Here is a 15,674-nt window from a genome sequence, read left to right as displayed (position 1 = left end):
GAGGTAACAACTATGAAACAAAGTTTACAAACAGCTTTTTCTTGTTCTTCCTTTCTTCTCTCCTATCCTGAACAGAGATGGAGAGAAGCACTTCCTTATTTACAGGATGATATTCAAACTATCCAACATGAGGAAATTCGTACTACTCTTACAACATTTATCGAACAAGCGAAGCAAAAAACAAATGACGAATTAATTGAAGCATATGTATATACATTTGATTTTGGTAAAAAAACAAATATGTATCTCACTTACATGAATACTGGTGAACAACGAGAACGAGGAATTGAACTGCTAGAACTAAAACAACACTACCAAAAAGCAGGCTTAGCCGTAACAGATAAAGAACTGCCTGATTATTTACCGCTTATGTTAGAGTTTCTCGCAAATGCCGAGGAAGAAGATAGCGAGCCGATTATGAAAAAATATGAAAATAATATCAAAGCACTGCATCAACAATTAAAAGACGCAAACAATATGTACGAACCAATTGTCCGATGCATCCTTACTGCTATTGGTGCGTGGCAGTATGAAATAAAATAGAAAGGAGTACGGCAAAGATGATGAATCAATTTTTATGGGTACTCTTTCCATATATCATTTTAGTCATTTTCATTGGCGGGCATATTTTTAGATATAACTACGATCAATTTGGTTGGACATCAAAATCTAGTGAACTATTAGAGAAGAAAATGCTCCGAATCGGAAGTTTATTATTTCATTTTGGTATTATGTTCGTAATTGGCGGGCATGTCATGGGAATTTTAATCCCCGAATCCGTCTATAGTTCCCTCGGCATTTCTGAACATACGTATCATATAATGGCAATCGGTTTCGGCCTTCCGGCAGGTATTGCTTCTGTAATCGGATTATTCATTTTAACGTATCGCCGCTTTACCGTAAAACGTATTATCGCAACAAGTACAACAGGAGACTACATTGCTCTCGTCATGTTGCTCATCGTAATGCTCGCAGGACTTTCTTCTACATTTTTAAATATTGATTCAAACGGTTTTGATTATCGAACAACGATTGGACCATGGTTCCGCAGCCTCTTTATTTTCCAACCTAAAGCCGAGTATATGGCAGAGGTACCAACTTGGTTTAAAATTCACATCGCTTCTGCTATGGGACTGTTTGCAACATGGCCATTTACAAGACTCGTTCATGTCTTTAGCGTTCCTGTGAAATATTTACGACGCAGCTATGTTATTTATCGAAAAAGAAAACCGATAGAGTCTAACGAAATAGAATTTTAATCAGCAACCGTTTTACGCGATAAAAAAATAGCACCTATCTCATCTGATTAGGTGCTATTTCATCTTTCATTTTCAATTCATTATTTCGTAAAGCTTTCTTCTTCCGAGTCATAATGATACGTTAAAGTATGCTGACCTGATGGAAGCCCCCATTCACTACTGCCTTCTGGGTTTGTTGAAATATTTAAGTATACTTTATTATCTTTTAATGTAATTTCAATCTTACCAGCATGTCCCCATCCATCATTATCAAAATTTAAGACTGCTTTATTATTTTGGAATGTTACAGTGTCATGAGCTGAAGCAAAGTGTGCAGCTCCTTGGGACATGTAACCTACTGCAACTTCTGCCTCGTTCCCAGATGTGAAATTAATTACTGTACTTAGATTCGTTGGAACTTGCTTCAAATCCTCAATATCTGCTGGCATTTCAACATTACTCCAAGCCCCATGATATTCGGTAAGACCATCTACATACACAGCATTCGGATCCCAAATACCGTCACTTGCTAAGTAGTACCACTTACCATTATCTTGAATCCAACCTGTTTGCATTGCTCCACTTCCATTGAAGTAATACCATGCTCCTCTTACTTGTTGCCAGCTCGTTTGCATTGCTCCACTTCCATTGAAGTAATACCATACGCCGCCTACTTGTTGCCAGCCCGTTTGCATTGCTCCGCTTCCGCTGAAGTAGTACCATGCTCCATTAATTGACTGCCAGCCCGTTTGCATTGCTCCGCTTCCGTTGAAGTAATACCATACTCCATTAATTGACTGCCAGCCTGTTTGCATTGCTCCATTTCCGTTGAAGTAGTACCATGCTCCATTAATTGACTGCCAGCCCGTTTGCATTGCTCCGTTTCCGTTGAAGTAATACCACACACCACTTATTTGTTTCCAACCGGTTTGTTTCACGCCGTTTTCATTGTAGTAATTCCATACAGAACCGTTTTGTTTCCAACCCGTTTGTACTGTTTGAGCTTGTTGCATCGCACCGTTTGCGCCAAGTGTATAACCGTCAATCGTTGTATTTGCTGCCATTTGGCCATTACTATAAAAATAGTACCAAGTACCATTAATAGCCTTCCAACCTGTCGCTTTCGCTCCATCTTTGTCATAGAAATACCATTTTCCATTATCCTGTTTCCAATTATTGTGATAATGATATTCTCCTGTTTCAAGTCCGTATTTCGCACAATTTGTATAACAATGATGTCCTCCGTTTGCATCTAATCCACCAGGACTTGCATATACAGATGTCGTTGATCCCACAATAGCTAGTCCAAATGTCATAGCTAACATTTTCATGCTTTTTTTCATATTTTCCCTTCCCCCTTCTATCTTTCTATGTATCAATCACCATTATATTACATCCAAATAATAGTAATAAAGATTTATTTTACCATAAAATAATATCCTAATAAAAAGAATAATAGATTTTCATTAATCTGTCGGAACTTGTATACACAAATATTGTAGCCATACTTCGCATACCTATCTCATTCTCACTCATCTATAATAAAGTGAAACTTTAATCAGTGGGGGTTTTCTTCATCCTCCACTGATTATCAGCCCTCACCAATCGGGCTTTTACGGGTAGTTTATCTCCCACCTAACTTCTTTAGAAAAGCGGAAGCGGCTCGCTCAGAATCGCAGGGCGTTGGAGCCTCCGACAGAGAGGCGTTTTTTGCCTCGTCCGAGGGGGCGAAACGACCAGAGATTCTAGCCGCTAGAGCTGGACAATGCTTTCACCGAATTTTGAGGTGGGAATATTACTGCCCACGAATAGCGGGATAAATGTTTTACAACAATGAAAAAGCATTCCTTTCATCGGAATGCTTTTTTCCTTATCCTACTATATAGTTGTACTATTCGCATTCAGAGGGGCCTGCAAAGTACCGGCCAGCCCTCTGCTAGTCTGAGCTGTCTGCGAAACATTAGTCATCCCGCTGTTATTCGGAGCTGCCTGCGAAACATTGGTCATCCCGCTGCTATTCTGGGCTGTCTGTGAAGCATTGGTCATCCCGCTGCTATTCTGAGCTGTCTGTGAAGCATTGGTCATCCCGCTGCTATTCTGGGCCCCCGGTAAAGCACCTGTCATCCCACTACTACTTGCAGCAGCACCTGTCAAGGTGCTACCTCGTGTAATAGTTGTTGTAATTGTGTCTCCTGGTCGTAAACAAACTTCATTTGTATTTCCGATAACGACTACAACATCCATACATGTTGGTCCTGTTGATCCGGTAAATGTTTTCGTTGCAACAAACGAAGTATCTCGTAAATTATCTCCTGTGAATATATTCCCAGAATTATTTACAATAACAAATTCTTTAATACAAACCCCCATCTTCATACAACCTTTCTATTTACACTCCTGCTGTTGAACTTATGTCCGCCGCAGTAAATTCAGTATTACCTCGTGGTGCTGTAAATGGCATTAACTTCCCATTTAACAATCTAGCAGAGCTTGATCCACCAGCTCCACTAAATCTCTTCAACGCAATAAACGGAGAAAGATCATAACAATTCCCCATATTGATTGGTCCTGTGTTGTTTATAACTTTAATTTTTCGAATAAGTGGATTCACCCGTAAGCCACCTTCCTTAACAATATCTCGTTCTTTCTACACTGTATGCAAAAGAAAAAAACTTGAAACGGACGCGTTTCAAGTTTTAAAAAATTATTCCTAACAGGGATCCCCCTGATGGAAGTTTCACTTTATTTAGTTTCACCTTCATACTGCATCATGCCGCCAACCATGTTTACTGTTTTATAACCTAGTTCATTTAAATAATGACAAACATTTTCACTGCGCACACCTGATCTACAAATAAAAATGTATTCATTTTCTTTATCAAAGAAGTCTACTTTATGCGGAATATCATTCATTTTAATATGAACCGCTTCTGGAATTTTCCCGTATTCTACTTCTTCATCTTCACGCACATCTACTAAAAATAACGTTTCCCCTTTTTCTAAACGCTCTTGTACTTCTTGTGGCCTAATTGTTTTAATTTCAGACATGGAACTGCCTCCTTCTTTCGATTCATTCTCAATTTTAGCATGCAACAGCTAGAAAACAAGATATGCACCCAAGTCTCATTAGAAAATCTTTGAAATTCGCTGATCCATAAATTGATGTACTTTTTTCGCAAACAAATGCGTCTCTAGTACACCTGCCATATGTCCATATATACTTTCAATCTCATACACTTCTGCAAACTTTCTATTCTTCCTCAATAATTCAACCATTTCATAATTATAACGAGAAGGCTGGAGTACATCTTGCTTACAAGGAATCATAAGAACACTCGCTTCTACTTGATGAAGCGCTTCTTCTAATGAAGAAAAACCGCGTGCAATATCGTGTAATAACGTTGCCTTTGCTGTATACATCCACGAATTCGCATCGACAAATGCAATATTATGTAATGTTACTTCGTTGATCTCTTCTTTAAATGAAGTTAATGTAAAGAAATCTTGATATGGTGCAGATTCTGCATAGCTCCGCGAAAATATCGTCTCATAATAATGCGCATCAAATGCGTTCATAAACATCATTTTAGCTGCTACATGCAGCCCTTTCATCGGCTGCTTCTCACCGTAATTTCCATTATTCCAAGCTGGATCTAATTGAATTGTATCTATTGCGTTTTGCAAGACATTAATAGACGTCACGATCGGATTTTGCGGATTTGTAATGACACCAATCATCCGCTCAAGCATATGCGGATAATGAACCGCCCATTGCTGTGCAATCATGCCTCCAGCTGATGGACCAATCACAGTATGCAATCTAGCAATCCCCATATGCTGTATTAATTCATATTGAATACGAGCCATATCAAGAAACGTGAAGACAGGAAAAGTCATCCCATATTCTGCACCTGTTTCTGGGTTTATCGTCTTTGGCCCTGTTGTCATAACATAAGGATTTTTCACTTGTACGTTACACAGATTGTCCATACAAATAACAAAATATTTATTTGTATCGATTGCCTTTCCTGGTCCGATTAACTCATCCCACCACCCTGGAACCTGGTCTTGCTCTGTATACTTTCCTGCTGCATGGCTCGTTGCACTAAAATAATGACATATTAAAACCGCATTTGACTTCTCACGGTTTAATGTACCGTATGTTTCATAACCAATTTGAATTGGGATGGACGCACCGTTTTCAAATGTGAATTTCTTTAATCTGAATTCTTGTTTTTCTACATACAACACCATTTTGCCCTCCTTACGTAACACTTTTCCCCATTTCTACTAGTACAAACAAAGTGTGATACTGAAGACAGAGCGAAAAAAGCCGCTGCAAATATATCCTTTGTTACAAGAATACACATACGTCATCATTAATTATATTTATTCGTACGATAGGGCATGATTTCCTTCTACCATAACCAAGCCATCTGTTTCACTTTTTTAAATACAAATATGTGCATAATATATAAAAATTCCCACAGACTAAAGTTATCTTATTTGGATAAAGAGGGAATACATATGTTTTTCAAATGGTTTCATAGAAAAAAGAACAGTACAGATACAACAAAGAAGGAACAAATGAAAGGCACGCAACAACCGAAACAGCAACAACCAGAGCAACAACAAGCTCAAGCAAACAAGCAACAGCCAGAACAACAACAAGCTCAAGCAAGTAAACAACAGCCAGAACAACAACAACCTCAAGCAAGTAAACAACAATCAAACAAACAATATTCCAAGCAAAGTAAAAACGGCATTTTCGATTTTAGTAAGCTAGAGCAACAACAAGCTCAAGCAAGTAAGCAACAGCCAGAACAGCAACAAGCTCAAGCAAGTAAGCAACAACCAGAACAACAACAAGCTCAGGCAAGTAAGCAACAGCCAGAACAGCAACAAGCTCAAGCAAGTAAGCAACAGCCAGAACAGCAACAAGCTCAAGCAAGTAAGCAACAACCAGAACAGCAACAAGCTCAAGCAAGTAAGCAACAGCCAGAGCAACAACAAGCCCAAGCAAGTAAGCAACAATCAAACAAACAATATTCCAAGCAAAGTAAAAACAGCATTTTCAATTTTAGTAAGCCAGAGCATGAAACAGCTCATTCACTACAAGAACTTTTTCAAAAATTACAAGAATCAAGCGATTTTGTTCGTTCTCATACTTCTGAAGATCCAGCTAAACCTTATTGGATTTCGTATTTTCGTACGTCAATGGATGGTATGAGATTACAAAATTATTTAATGCCTGCTTTATTACATCACACTGCACCAACACTAGAAGAAATAAAAGAAATGATTCCAATAAGCGGCCTTATCATTACGAGTGACGTAAAAAAAATTGAAGAAATGGTCCTAAAAGGTCACGCCATTATTCAACTGCAAGAGTATGATACGAAATGTCTACTTGCAAACATCGCAATTGAGAAATACAGATTACCGAGCATACCATTAAACGAATCAACCGTTACTGGACCGCAAGAAGGATTTGTAGAGGATATCGATACAAACATTAACCTTGTTCGTAAACGGTTGCCAGTTCTGGAATTAAAAACAAAAGAATTACTAATTGGAGAATTTTCAAAAACAAAGGTTGTAATGATGTATTTGGATAATATAGCAGAAAAAGAAACCATCACATATTTAGAAGATCTCCTGAACAAAATTCAATATGACCAAATTAATGATAGCAATTATATTGCTCATCTAATGGGCGATACATCTATTTTTCCAACTTTTATTACTACAGAACGTGCTGACCGTGTGAGCAGCGGGCTCGTTGACGGAAAAATTGCTATATTTGTCGATGGTGCACCAAATATTTTATTAGCACCTGTATCTCTACTGGATTTCTTCATCTCGCCTGAGGATTACAGTGTGTCATGGTTTTATGCAACCTTTTCTCGCTTATTACGTTTTATAGCAATTATTTTTTCAATTGCCGCAACACCTCTATATGTAGCGGTACTTAATTATCACTACGAATTGATTCCAAGTGACTTGCTGGAGACATTGATTTTATCGCGGGCACAGGTGCCATTCCCACCTTTAATAGAGGCTATTTTTTTAGAGTTAGCTATTGACCTTCTCCGTGAAGCAGGAGCACGTTTACCAATGAAGGTTGGACAAACACTCGGTATTGTAGGCGGTATCGTTATTGGACAAGCATCTGTACAAGCAGGATTAACAAGTAATATTTTGTTAATTATCGTCGCCTTATCAGCACTCGCATCATTTATTACACCGATTTATAAAATGGGCAATGCCGTTCGTGTACTTCGTTTTCCATTTCTAATACTCGCCGAGCTATGGGGACTATTAGGAATTTCAGTAGGATTTATCTTTCTTTTAACGCGACTTTTTCGATTATCGTCCCTTCGAAAGCCGTATGGTTTTTTTTATCCATTTCGGAAACAGTCAATAAAAGACTCACTCATACAACTACCCTTATCTGAAATAGATACGCGTAATATTCAATCAAGGCCGCAACATGTCGGTCGTTATGTAAAAGAAGTGTTTCAAAAACGCATGACAGATTTTGATGAGTAAGAAACGAGGAGAGCATATGAGTACAGTTAAAACAAATTATAAAGTATCTCCCATTTTTGTTTTTTTCTTAATCCATGGTGCTCAATTCGGTGTTGGGGTTCTCGGATTTGCGCGTATTATTGCAAAAGCTGCCGGATATGATGCATGGATGGGTGTAATTATAGCGGGGATAGGCGTTCACATTCTTATGTGGATGATGTATCGTCTATTAAGAAACGCAAATGGAAACTTGCTTACAGTGCATCAAAATATATTTGGAAAATGGCTAGGCAATGCATTCAATCTAATCTTTATGACATATTTCTTTCTAGACAGCGTATCCGTTATACGCACATATGTAGAAATTATTCAAGTTTGGATGTTTCCAACAGCATCTACATGGAAATTAACAATCTTTCTATGCATACTTAGCTATTATGTTATTTCATCTGGCTTTCGGGTTATGACTGGTATTTGTGTTATCTCCGTTGTTGCTACATGCGGATATATCATGATGCTGCTTATAACCACTAAATACGCTAATTTTGGAAACCTACTACCTATATTCTCTCATTCTTTTGGGGATATTTTAAAATCAGCTCAAGCGTCGACTTATACCATGATTGGCTTCGAACTCATTTTGATGATATATCCGTTTATCAAAACTCCGGAAAAATCTCATAAATTTGCGCAATATGGTGTTTTATTTTCTAACTTTTTATTTTTACTAAGTACCATTCTTGCCTTTGCGTTCTTTAGCGAAAAACAATTATCAAAAACAATTTGGTCACAGCTATCCATTTCACAAGTAATTCGTCTTCCTTTCATTGAGCGTCTAGAATATATTGTTATCTCCGGCTACGCAATCATTGCAATTACAAGTTTTATCTTACCATTATGGGGTGCAACAAGAGGATTTTATGAACTATTTCGCATAAAGCAGAAATATATATTAATTTCCTTATTATTTGTAACCGTCATTATTTCACAATTCCTAACGGAACGGCACGATATTAATAACTTTATTACTCATGTCTCAAAGGTAGATTTTTGGATTGTTTATGTGTACATCCCAGTTTTATTCCTTATAATGTGGGTGAAAAACAAATGGAAAACATCAAAAAGCAAGTAGTATTCCTTTTTAGTTTGTGCTTATTTTTTACAACAGCATGTGTGCCCAAAAGCATCGTTGATGATCTCAGTCTTATTCAAGGTTCTGTTTTTGATGTCGCTTCAGATACAGGCTCAAAGAAGGAAAAAGTAAAAGTGACTTACGTTTGTCCTATTCGAAAAAAAGGGAAAACAGTACAAGTACTTCAAGGATATGGAAATACAGTCAAACAAATTAAAGTAACAACTGCTTTAGAATCTGGAGAACCTCTTGCCAGCGGACAAATACGCGTTACTCTTTTTACAGAAAAATTAGCTAAAAAAGGACTCTCCAGCTTATTTGATACACTTATTCGTGATGTAAATATCGGAAACTTAGTATATGTTGGTCTAGTTGAAGGCGGAGGAAATGGAGAAGGTCAAAAACTACTATCAGGCCAATATGAAACAGCTTCTAACGTAGCAATCTACATGACAAAAATACTAGAACATAATATGAAAACAGGTGTATTACCAAAAGATAATTTACACCTTCAAGCTTTTCGCTATTACCGCGAAGGGCAAGATACGTATATGCCTATATTAAAAAAGAAAAAGAAAAGTATTAAAATTACGAGTATAGCTCTTTTCAAACAAGATAAATATGTAGGAAAAGTAGAAGAAAAAGATATGTTTCTTTTTAAAACACTGCTCGAAAAAAGTGAACTGGATTCACATGAATTTAAAACAAAATTAGGCTATACAATCATTAACAACATTCGTTCTTCTCCTTCTTACCATGTATATGTAAAGGGCGGCAAACCTTCCTTTTTTATTCAAGTAAAAATGAAAGCTCGCATTCAAGAGATTTCGGAGAATGTCAACTTAGAAAACCCAAAAAGTGTAGAAAAAATAAAAAAAGACATTGAAACAAACTTAAATAAAGATGGAGTAAAACTAATTAAAAAATTTCAATCGCTTGGTACAGACCCACTCGCTTTAGGAGCCAAATTTAAACAACACTACAGACCTTTTAAGTTAAAAGAGTGGAAAAAAATGTACAAAGATGTTCCTGTAAAAGTTAAATTTACAGTCGATATTACAAATTCAGGCGTTATTGAGTAACATAATTGATCCTCTTTCCTAAGATTAAATTAGATAGAGGATCTTTTTTAGTAAAAACAGAATTTAAGCCTCCCTAGCGTAAATCGTGTTACAATAAAAATCGGCAAAGAACGAGAAAGGATGAAACAACATGACAAACGAAAAAGGTTTAGATAAAGGATATGAGCTTGTTGCGAAAATGCATGAAGTATTCGGCCACCCAGTTGCTGATGCTCCAACAAAATTAACAGAAGAACGCGCAAAGATTCGTGCAAGCTTTATGCAAGAAGAACTAGAAGAATTCTTAGAAGCAAACACAGTAGAAGATCAATATGATGCATTAATTGACTTAATTTACTTTGCATTTGGAACGTTTGCAGAAATGGGTGTACGTCCTGATAAAGGTTTTGAGATCGTGAACAATGCAAACATGGCAAAATTATTCCCAGACGGTAAACCGCGCTTCCGCGAAGGTGATGGCAAGATTTTAAAACCTGAAGGATGGGAAGCACCAGAACCACAACTTCGTGCGGAAATTGAGCGTCAGCGTCAAGAAGCACTTGAAAAAGCAGGAAAATAATAGCGAAATCATGTCACATATCGTCGAAGGGTCTTTCTTTTATGGCGAAACGCCGTTATATCTTAAAAAGCACCGATATATTGATACTTTGAAAAAGAGCCATCTATATAGATGGCTCCTTTTGCATTATTTCTTCTTCGGTGCTGTTTTTTGACTTTGTTTCCCTTTAGAGAAATTAGATGAATCATCGAAGTTCGGTTGTTTTTGTCCAGCGTTATTGCTTCTTCCTTTACCCATATGTATACACCCCCTTTTTCTTTATCATTCCCAAATAAAAAATCTCCTTGCATAGAAGGAGATTTTCTTTAAGGAACTAACGTCCTATTCCATAGTTGTTTAATCTTACATTCTTCTGATATTAGCCTTGATGCGGCATACCTTGATGCGGCATGCCATAATGTTGGCCGTGATGATAACCATGATGAGGATAATAACCATGATGAGGATAATAGCCATGATGAGGATAACCATGATGATATGGATAATGTGGGTGATACCCCACATGATGATAGCCATAAGGATATCCTCCATGTGGATATCCTACTTGCGTTGTAGGGAATCCACCCATACCATATGGACTAATGATTTGTCGTTGTTCATTATAATTCATTTCGTTCACCTCTTCCTCACAATTTACTGTGTCGATGTTATCATATTGCAAAAAGAAAAATAGGTGTTTGTCTGCTCTAAAATTGAGCTCTTCCATCCTAGTTAGAACATAAAAAGAGCACCTAAAAAGGTGCCCTTTTTCATTAATTCGCTACGATATTTACAAGTTTCCCAGGAACAACAATTACTTTACGAACTGTTTTTCCTTCAACTTGCTCTTTAATTGCCTCAAGTGCAAGTTGTTCCATCTCTTCTTTTGATGCGTCTTTTTTCATTGTTAACTTCGCACGTACTTTACCCATGACTTGAACAACGATTTCAACTTCATCTTCTACAAGTTTAGACTCATCAAATGTTGGCCAGCTTACATATGTGATTGTTTCGTTATGTCCAAGCTTGCTCCAAAGCTCTTCCGCAACGTGCGGCGCAACTGGTGCTAACATTTTTACGAAACCTTCTACATATTCTTTCGGAAGGGTTTCTGCTTTATATGCATCGTTAATGAACATCATCATTTGAGAAATCGCAGTGTTAAAGCGAAGTTCTGCGTAGTCTTCTGTTACTTTCTTTACTGTTTGGTGATATACTTTTTCAAGATTTTTGTTTGCTGCATCTGTAATTTTTTCGCTTAGTTCACCATTGTCTTGAACAAATAGACGCCATACGCGATCTAAGAAACGACGAGCTCCATCAAGACCATTTTCAGACCAAGCAATTGAAGCATCTAATGGTCCCATAAACATTTCGTATAGACGAAGTGTATCTGCACCGTGGCTTGCTACGATATCATCAGGGTTTACAACGTTACCTTTTGATTTACTCATCTTCTCATTATTTTCACCTAGAATCATACCTTGGTTAAATAGTTGTTGGAATGGCTCTTTCGTTGGAACCACGCCTACATCATATAATACTTTATGCCAGAAGCGTGCATATAGTAAGTGAAGTACTGCATGCTCTGCACCGCCGATGTAAATATCGACTGGAAGCCATTGTTTAATTTTTTCTGGATCAGCAAGTGCTTCGCTGTTTTTCGGATCGATATAACGTAGGTAATACCAGCAGCTGCCTGCCCATTGCGGCATTGTGTTTGTCTCGCGGCGACCTTTCTTACCAGTCACTGGATCCACAACATTTACCCACTCATCAATGTTTGCAAGTGGAGATTCGCCTGTACCAGACGGACGAATGTTCTCTGTTTTTGGAAGAATTAATGGTAATTCTTCTTCTTTCACAGCTGACATTGTACCATCTTCCCAGTGAATAATTGGAATTGGCTCACCCCAGTAACGTTGACGGCTAAATAACCAATCACGTAAACGGTATGTTACTTTTTGATTTCCTGCACTCGTTACTTCAAGCCATTCAATCATTTTCGCAATTGCTTCTTCTTTATTTAAGCCATCTAAGAATGCAGAATTTACGTGAGCACCATCACCTGTATGTGCTTCTTTCGTAATGTCTCCGCCTTCTACAACTTCTTTCATTGGAAGCTCAAATGTTTTCGCAAACTCGTAATCACGCTCATCGTGTGCTGGAACTGCCATTACTGCACCTGTTCCGTAGCTAGCAAGCACATAGTCAGCGATCCAGATTGGTAATTTCTCACCGTTTACTGGGTTAATCGCATAAGCACCTGTGAATACGCCTGTTTTTTCTTTCGCAAGCTCTGTACGCTCTAAATCACTTTTCGCTTTTACAGAATCAATGTATGCTTCAACTGCTTCTTTTTGATCTGCAGTTGTAATTTCTGCCACAAGCGCGTGTTCTGGAGCAAGCACACAGTACGTTGCACCAAATAATGTATCTGGGCGCGTTGTAAATACAGTAAATTTCTCATCTGTACCGTCGATTTTGAAGTGTACTTCTGCACCTTCAGAACGACCGATCCAGTTGCGCTGCATATCTTTTAAGCTTTCTGGCCAATCAAGCTCATCTAAGTCTTCTAGTAAGCGATCTGCATAAGCTGTAATTTTAAGCATCCATTGTCTCATCGGACGACGCTCAACAGGATGTCCGCCGCGCTCACTCACGCCATCGATTACTTCTTCGTTCGCAAGTACAGTACCAAGTGCCGGGCACCAGTTTACTGGTACTTCATCCACGTAAGCTAAGCCTTTTTCATATAATTTTAGGAAGATCCATTGTGTCCATTTGTAATAGTTTGGATCTGTTGTATTTACTTCACGATCCCAATCATAAGAGAAACCTAATGATTTAATTTGATTGCGGAATGTGTTGATGTTTTTCTCTGTAAACTCTGCTGGGCTGTTTCCAGTATCAAGTGCGTATTGCTCTGCTGGAAGACCGAACGCATCCCATCCCATTGGATGAAGTACGTTATAGCCTTGCATACGTTTCATACGAGATAAAATATCCGTTGCTGTATATCCTTCTGGATGTCCTACGTGCAGCCCTGCACCTGATGGATATGGGAACATATCTAGTGCGTAAAATTTCGGTTTCTCTGTTTCATCTGGCGTACGGAATGTTTTATTCTCTTCCCAATACGCTTGCCACTTCTTCTCAATTTCTTGATGATTGAAGCTCATTAAACACCCTCCATTCAAATTCTATATATTTTCACCGCCAAAAATACAAAAAACCCCTCATCCCAGAAAAGGGACGAGAGGTTATAGATTCCCGCGGTACCACCCTAAATTAATGTCATAAAGGATGTTCAAAACGTCCGGTAAAGATAGCTATCGCATTTCTTCGTTACGTCGCCAGTCCGGTACTCATGTAGTCACTCTACACTCCGTGTCCTCCTGGCTTCCGTGCCTCGAACTGCTCTGCTCTCTTTATCCTCCTTTTTGAACAAGCACTAATATACATTCGCTTAGATCCGTAACGTGGATAGACGGCAAATCGCTACTTTCTTTCACGACTGCAACTCAAAGGCGAGTTCATAACGAAACGTGGATTGACTTGCACCAACCGTCAACTCTCTAAACCAGCTTCTATTACTACTACTCCTTATCACTGTTATTACATATGAGTTATTTAAAATATATTCTAAAACAAGTTACATGTTCCGTCAAACTAAACTGCAATTTTTTCTTCTACTGTTTCTTCAACCTGTACTCTCTTATCATAAATAGTCGTTGCGATAAATGCTACTACAAGCATTACCATTATAGCCATAAACAATACTTCCATATTATATAGGTCTACAATTGCTCCGCCGACAACTGGTCCAAACATTTTCCCAACAGTTGCTGCGCTATTTACAACGCCTTGATAAAAACCAAGCTTATCATTTGGTGCAAGGATATTCGCAATCGTTGGAACAGCTGGCCAAACAAATAATTCACCAATTGTTAAAGTTACCATTGCGACAAGGAACATTGAAAATTGCTGCGCTTGACTTAATACGATAAACGACACTGCGAAAATACCGATTCCGATCATAATTTGTTGTTTTAAAGAGCGTTTCATCGCACGAATAATCATACTTATTAATGGCTGCGCACAAACAATCATCGCCCCATTTATCGTCCATAATAAACTATAATGACGAAGACTAATATTCAACTCCTGCATATGCGTTGCAATCGCTCCTTGCCACTGTACATATGTAACCCAGCATAAAGCATATGCTACACATACAATAAGAAGCGCCTTGAATCCTGGTGTAAGTGACCAACCTTTTTTCGTTTTTTCTTTTACTTCTACACTCTTATCTTCCATACCACGGAATCCAATAAAAGCAATTACGAAGAAAATAAAGTATAAAACAAAGTTTGCTAAGAAAATATAATCAAAACGATAAGAAGCAACTAAACCACCGCACGCTGTTCCAATCGCAATCCCAACGTTTTGTCCAACATACATCGCATTAAATGCTCTCCGTCCGCCTTCTGGCCAAACCGACCCAACCATCGCATACATCGACGGGAAGACCATTCCAGAACCAAATCCAATTAATGCAAGCCATACAACATAAAATGGCCAACCATGGAAGAATACCAATCCTAAAATCGCTAATAATGTAATAACAATACCAACTAGAATGGACTTATATCCGCCCCATTTATCAAATAAAACACCGCCGAGTAAATTACCAATTACTCCTGTTAACGAGTTAATCATTAATACCATTCCGGCCACAGATAATGACTTCCCTAAATGATCATGTAAATAAATTGTATTAAAAGGCCATAAAAAAGAAGCACCCGTGACATTAATAATCATCCCAGCTACTAATAGCCATACTTGCCTTGGCATACCTCTTCCCTCCTATTCTATTATTTTTTCGGTCTTCAATAACAGTAAAATTGTAGTCGTTTTTAGGTAGGAAGGCAAATGATTAATAGTTGGTGAAATTCAGATAATGAGAAGTTAAAGGAAACCCATCTCTATATAGAGATGGGTTTCCTTTAACTTTTTTTCTTTTCTATCCAATAATCTTTATACACTAAAACCGTCACAACAATAAAGCTTATGCTAAAAACATACATCCTTTTTTTAAAATCGAAATAGTTGTTTCTCACGCTTTACAAGATTGGACGCATACAACGATT

General features: G+C 37.9%; 12 protein-coding genes, 3 pseudogenes and 1 other annotated feature. Of the genes and pseudogenes, 6 read left to right on the top strand and 9 right to left on the bottom strand.

Features of this window, described 5'->3' with window-relative positions; all coding sequences use genetic code 11:
• Positions 1-12: 12 nt before the first annotated feature.
• Both narJ and narI read left to right on the top strand, forming a co-directional pair.
• Positions 13-543 (top strand): nitrate reductase molybdenum cofactor assembly chaperone, encoded by a 531-nt coding sequence (gene narJ / locus ACFQZ1_RS17120; RefSeq protein ID WP_377883405.1) that lies wholly within the window; start codon positions 13-15, stop codon positions 541-543.
• Between the two features lie 17 nt (positions 544-560).
• Positions 561-1,259: a respiratory nitrate reductase subunit gamma gene (narI, locus tag ACFQZ1_RS17115; protein ID WP_377883404.1), complete on the top strand. Its 699-nt coding sequence runs from the start codon at positions 561-563 to the stop codon at positions 1,257-1,259.
• A gap of 80 nt (positions 1,260-1,339) precedes the next feature.
• Here the strand turns inward: narI and ACFQZ1_RS17110 are convergent.
• The 6 genes and pseudogenes from ACFQZ1_RS17110 to ACFQZ1_RS17080 all read right to left on the bottom strand — a co-directional run.
• A pseudogene (locus ACFQZ1_RS17110) lies at positions 1,340-2,416 on the bottom strand (hypothetical protein); the annotation flags it as partial.
• A 9-nt stretch (positions 2,417-2,425) separates the two neighbouring features.
• Positions 2,426-2,554: pseudogene (locus tag ACFQZ1_RS17100) on the bottom strand (YHYH domain-containing protein); the annotation flags it as partial.
• Between the two features lie 754 nt (positions 2,555-3,308).
• Positions 3,309-3,608 (bottom strand): annotated as a pseudogene (locus tag ACFQZ1_RS17095) (hypothetical protein); the annotation flags it as partial.
• Positions 3,609-3,627: 19 nt separating this feature from the next.
• On the bottom strand, positions 3,628-3,849 hold the full coding sequence (locus tag ACFQZ1_RS17090) for a spore germination protein (protein WP_377883403.1): 222 nt from the start codon (positions 3,847-3,849) through the stop codon (positions 3,628-3,630).
• Positions 3,850-3,980: 131 nt separating this feature from the next.
• Positions 3,981-4,286 (bottom strand): rhodanese-like domain-containing protein, encoded by a 306-nt coding sequence (locus ACFQZ1_RS17085; protein ID WP_377883402.1) that lies wholly within the window; start codon positions 4,284-4,286, stop codon positions 3,981-3,983.
• 78 nt (positions 4,287-4,364) lie between these two features.
• The gene (locus ACFQZ1_RS17080) at positions 4,365-5,492 is read right to left on the bottom strand and encodes an alpha/beta fold hydrolase (RefSeq protein WP_377883401.1); all 1,128 of its coding nucleotides are present in this window, start codon (positions 5,490-5,492) and stop codon (positions 4,365-4,367) included.
• Positions 5,493-5,765: 273 nt separating this feature from the next.
• Here ACFQZ1_RS17080 and ACFQZ1_RS17075 point away from each other — a divergent pair, with 273 nt between their 5' ends.
• The 4 genes from ACFQZ1_RS17075 to ACFQZ1_RS17060 all read left to right on the top strand — a co-directional run bounded on the left by ACFQZ1_RS17075 (position 5,766) and on the right by ACFQZ1_RS17060 (position 10,542).
• Positions 5,766-7,790 (top strand): spore germination protein, encoded by a 2,025-nt coding sequence (locus ACFQZ1_RS17075; RefSeq protein WP_377883400.1) that lies wholly within the window; start codon positions 5,766-5,768, stop codon positions 7,788-7,790.
• Between the two features lie 16 nt (positions 7,791-7,806).
• Positions 7,807-8,901, top strand: a complete 1,095-nt coding sequence (locus ACFQZ1_RS17070) for a spore germination protein (protein ID WP_377883399.1) — start codon at positions 7,807-7,809, stop codon at positions 8,899-8,901.
• Positions 8,877-9,983, top strand: a complete 1,107-nt coding sequence (locus ACFQZ1_RS17065) for a Ger(x)C family spore germination protein (protein ID WP_377883398.1) — start codon at positions 8,877-8,879, stop codon at positions 9,981-9,983. The genes ACFQZ1_RS17070 and ACFQZ1_RS17065 overlap by 25 nt, the downstream gene beginning before the upstream one ends.
• Positions 9,984-10,113: 130 nt before the next feature.
• Entirely contained in the window at positions 10,114-10,542 is a 429-nt protein-coding gene (locus ACFQZ1_RS17060) for a pyrophosphohydrolase domain-containing protein (RefSeq protein WP_377883397.1), read from the top strand.
• 358 nt (positions 10,543-10,900) lie between these two features.
• Here ACFQZ1_RS17060 and ACFQZ1_RS17055 read toward each other — a convergent pair whose 3' ends face one another.
• The 3 genes from ACFQZ1_RS17055 to ACFQZ1_RS17045 all read right to left on the bottom strand — a co-directional run bounded on the left by ACFQZ1_RS17055 (position 10,901) and on the right by ACFQZ1_RS17045 (position 15,378).
• On the bottom strand, positions 10,901-11,152 hold the full coding sequence (locus ACFQZ1_RS17055; protein ID WP_377883396.1) for a hypothetical protein: 252 nt from the start codon (positions 11,150-11,152) through the stop codon (positions 10,901-10,903).
• A 142-nt stretch (positions 11,153-11,294) separates the two neighbouring features.
• A complete protein-coding gene (leuS, locus tag ACFQZ1_RS17050) occupies positions 11,295-13,703 on the bottom strand; it encodes a leucine--tRNA ligase (RefSeq protein WP_377883395.1) in 2,409 nt (802 codons plus the stop codon).
• Between the two features lie 66 nt (positions 13,704-13,769).
• Positions 13,770-14,143: a binding site (T-box leader), on the bottom strand.
• A 50-nt stretch (positions 14,144-14,193) separates the two neighbouring features.
• The gene (locus tag ACFQZ1_RS17045; protein WP_377883394.1) at positions 14,194-15,378 is read right to left on the bottom strand and encodes an MDR family MFS transporter; all 1,185 of its coding nucleotides are present in this window, start codon (positions 15,376-15,378) and stop codon (positions 14,194-14,196) included.
• Positions 15,379-15,674 lie beyond the last annotated feature (296 nt).

The organism is Bacillus sp. CGMCC 1.60114 (assembly GCF_042676365.1).
GTDB lineage: Bacteria > Bacillota > Bacilli > Bacillales > Bacillaceae_G > Bacillus_A > Bacillus_A rhizoplanae_A.
This window is presented reverse-complemented; position numbering and strand designations above follow the sequence as displayed.

Coding starts and splice junctions, on each gene's coding strand:
- ACFQZ1_RS17065 (WP_377883398.1), top strand. CDS start 8,877: ATGGAAAACATCAAAAAGCAAGTAGTATTCCTTTTTAGTTTGTGCTTA.
- ACFQZ1_RS17045 (WP_377883394.1), bottom strand. CDS start 15,378: ATGCCAAGGCAAGTATGGCTATTAGTAGCTGGGATGATTATTAATGTC.
- narI (WP_377883404.1), top strand. CDS start 561: ATGATGAATCAATTTTTATGGGTACTCTTTCCATATATCATTTTAGTC.
- ACFQZ1_RS17070 (WP_377883399.1), top strand. CDS start 7,807: ATGAGTACAGTTAAAACAAATTATAAAGTATCTCCCATTTTTGTTTTT.
- ACFQZ1_RS17055 (WP_377883396.1), bottom strand. CDS start 11,152: ATGAATTATAATGAACAACGACAAATCATTAGTCCATATGGTATGGGT.
- ACFQZ1_RS17080 (WP_377883401.1), bottom strand. CDS start 5,492: ATGGTGTTGTATGTAGAAAAACAAGAATTCAGATTAAAGAAATTCACA.
- ACFQZ1_RS17075 (WP_377883400.1), top strand. CDS start 5,766: ATGTTTTTCAAATGGTTTCATAGAAAAAAGAACAGTACAGATACAACA.
- narJ (WP_377883405.1), top strand. CDS start 13: ATGAAACAAAGTTTACAAACAGCTTTTTCTTGTTCTTCCTTTCTTCTC.
- ACFQZ1_RS17060 (WP_377883397.1), top strand. CDS start 10,114: ATGACAAACGAAAAAGGTTTAGATAAAGGATATGAGCTTGTTGCGAAA.
- ACFQZ1_RS17085 (WP_377883402.1), bottom strand. CDS start 4,286: ATGTCTGAAATTAAAACAATTAGGCCACAAGAAGTACAAGAGCGTTTA.
- leuS (WP_377883395.1), bottom strand. CDS start 13,703: ATGAGCTTCAATCATCAAGAAATTGAGAAGAAGTGGCAAGCGTATTGG.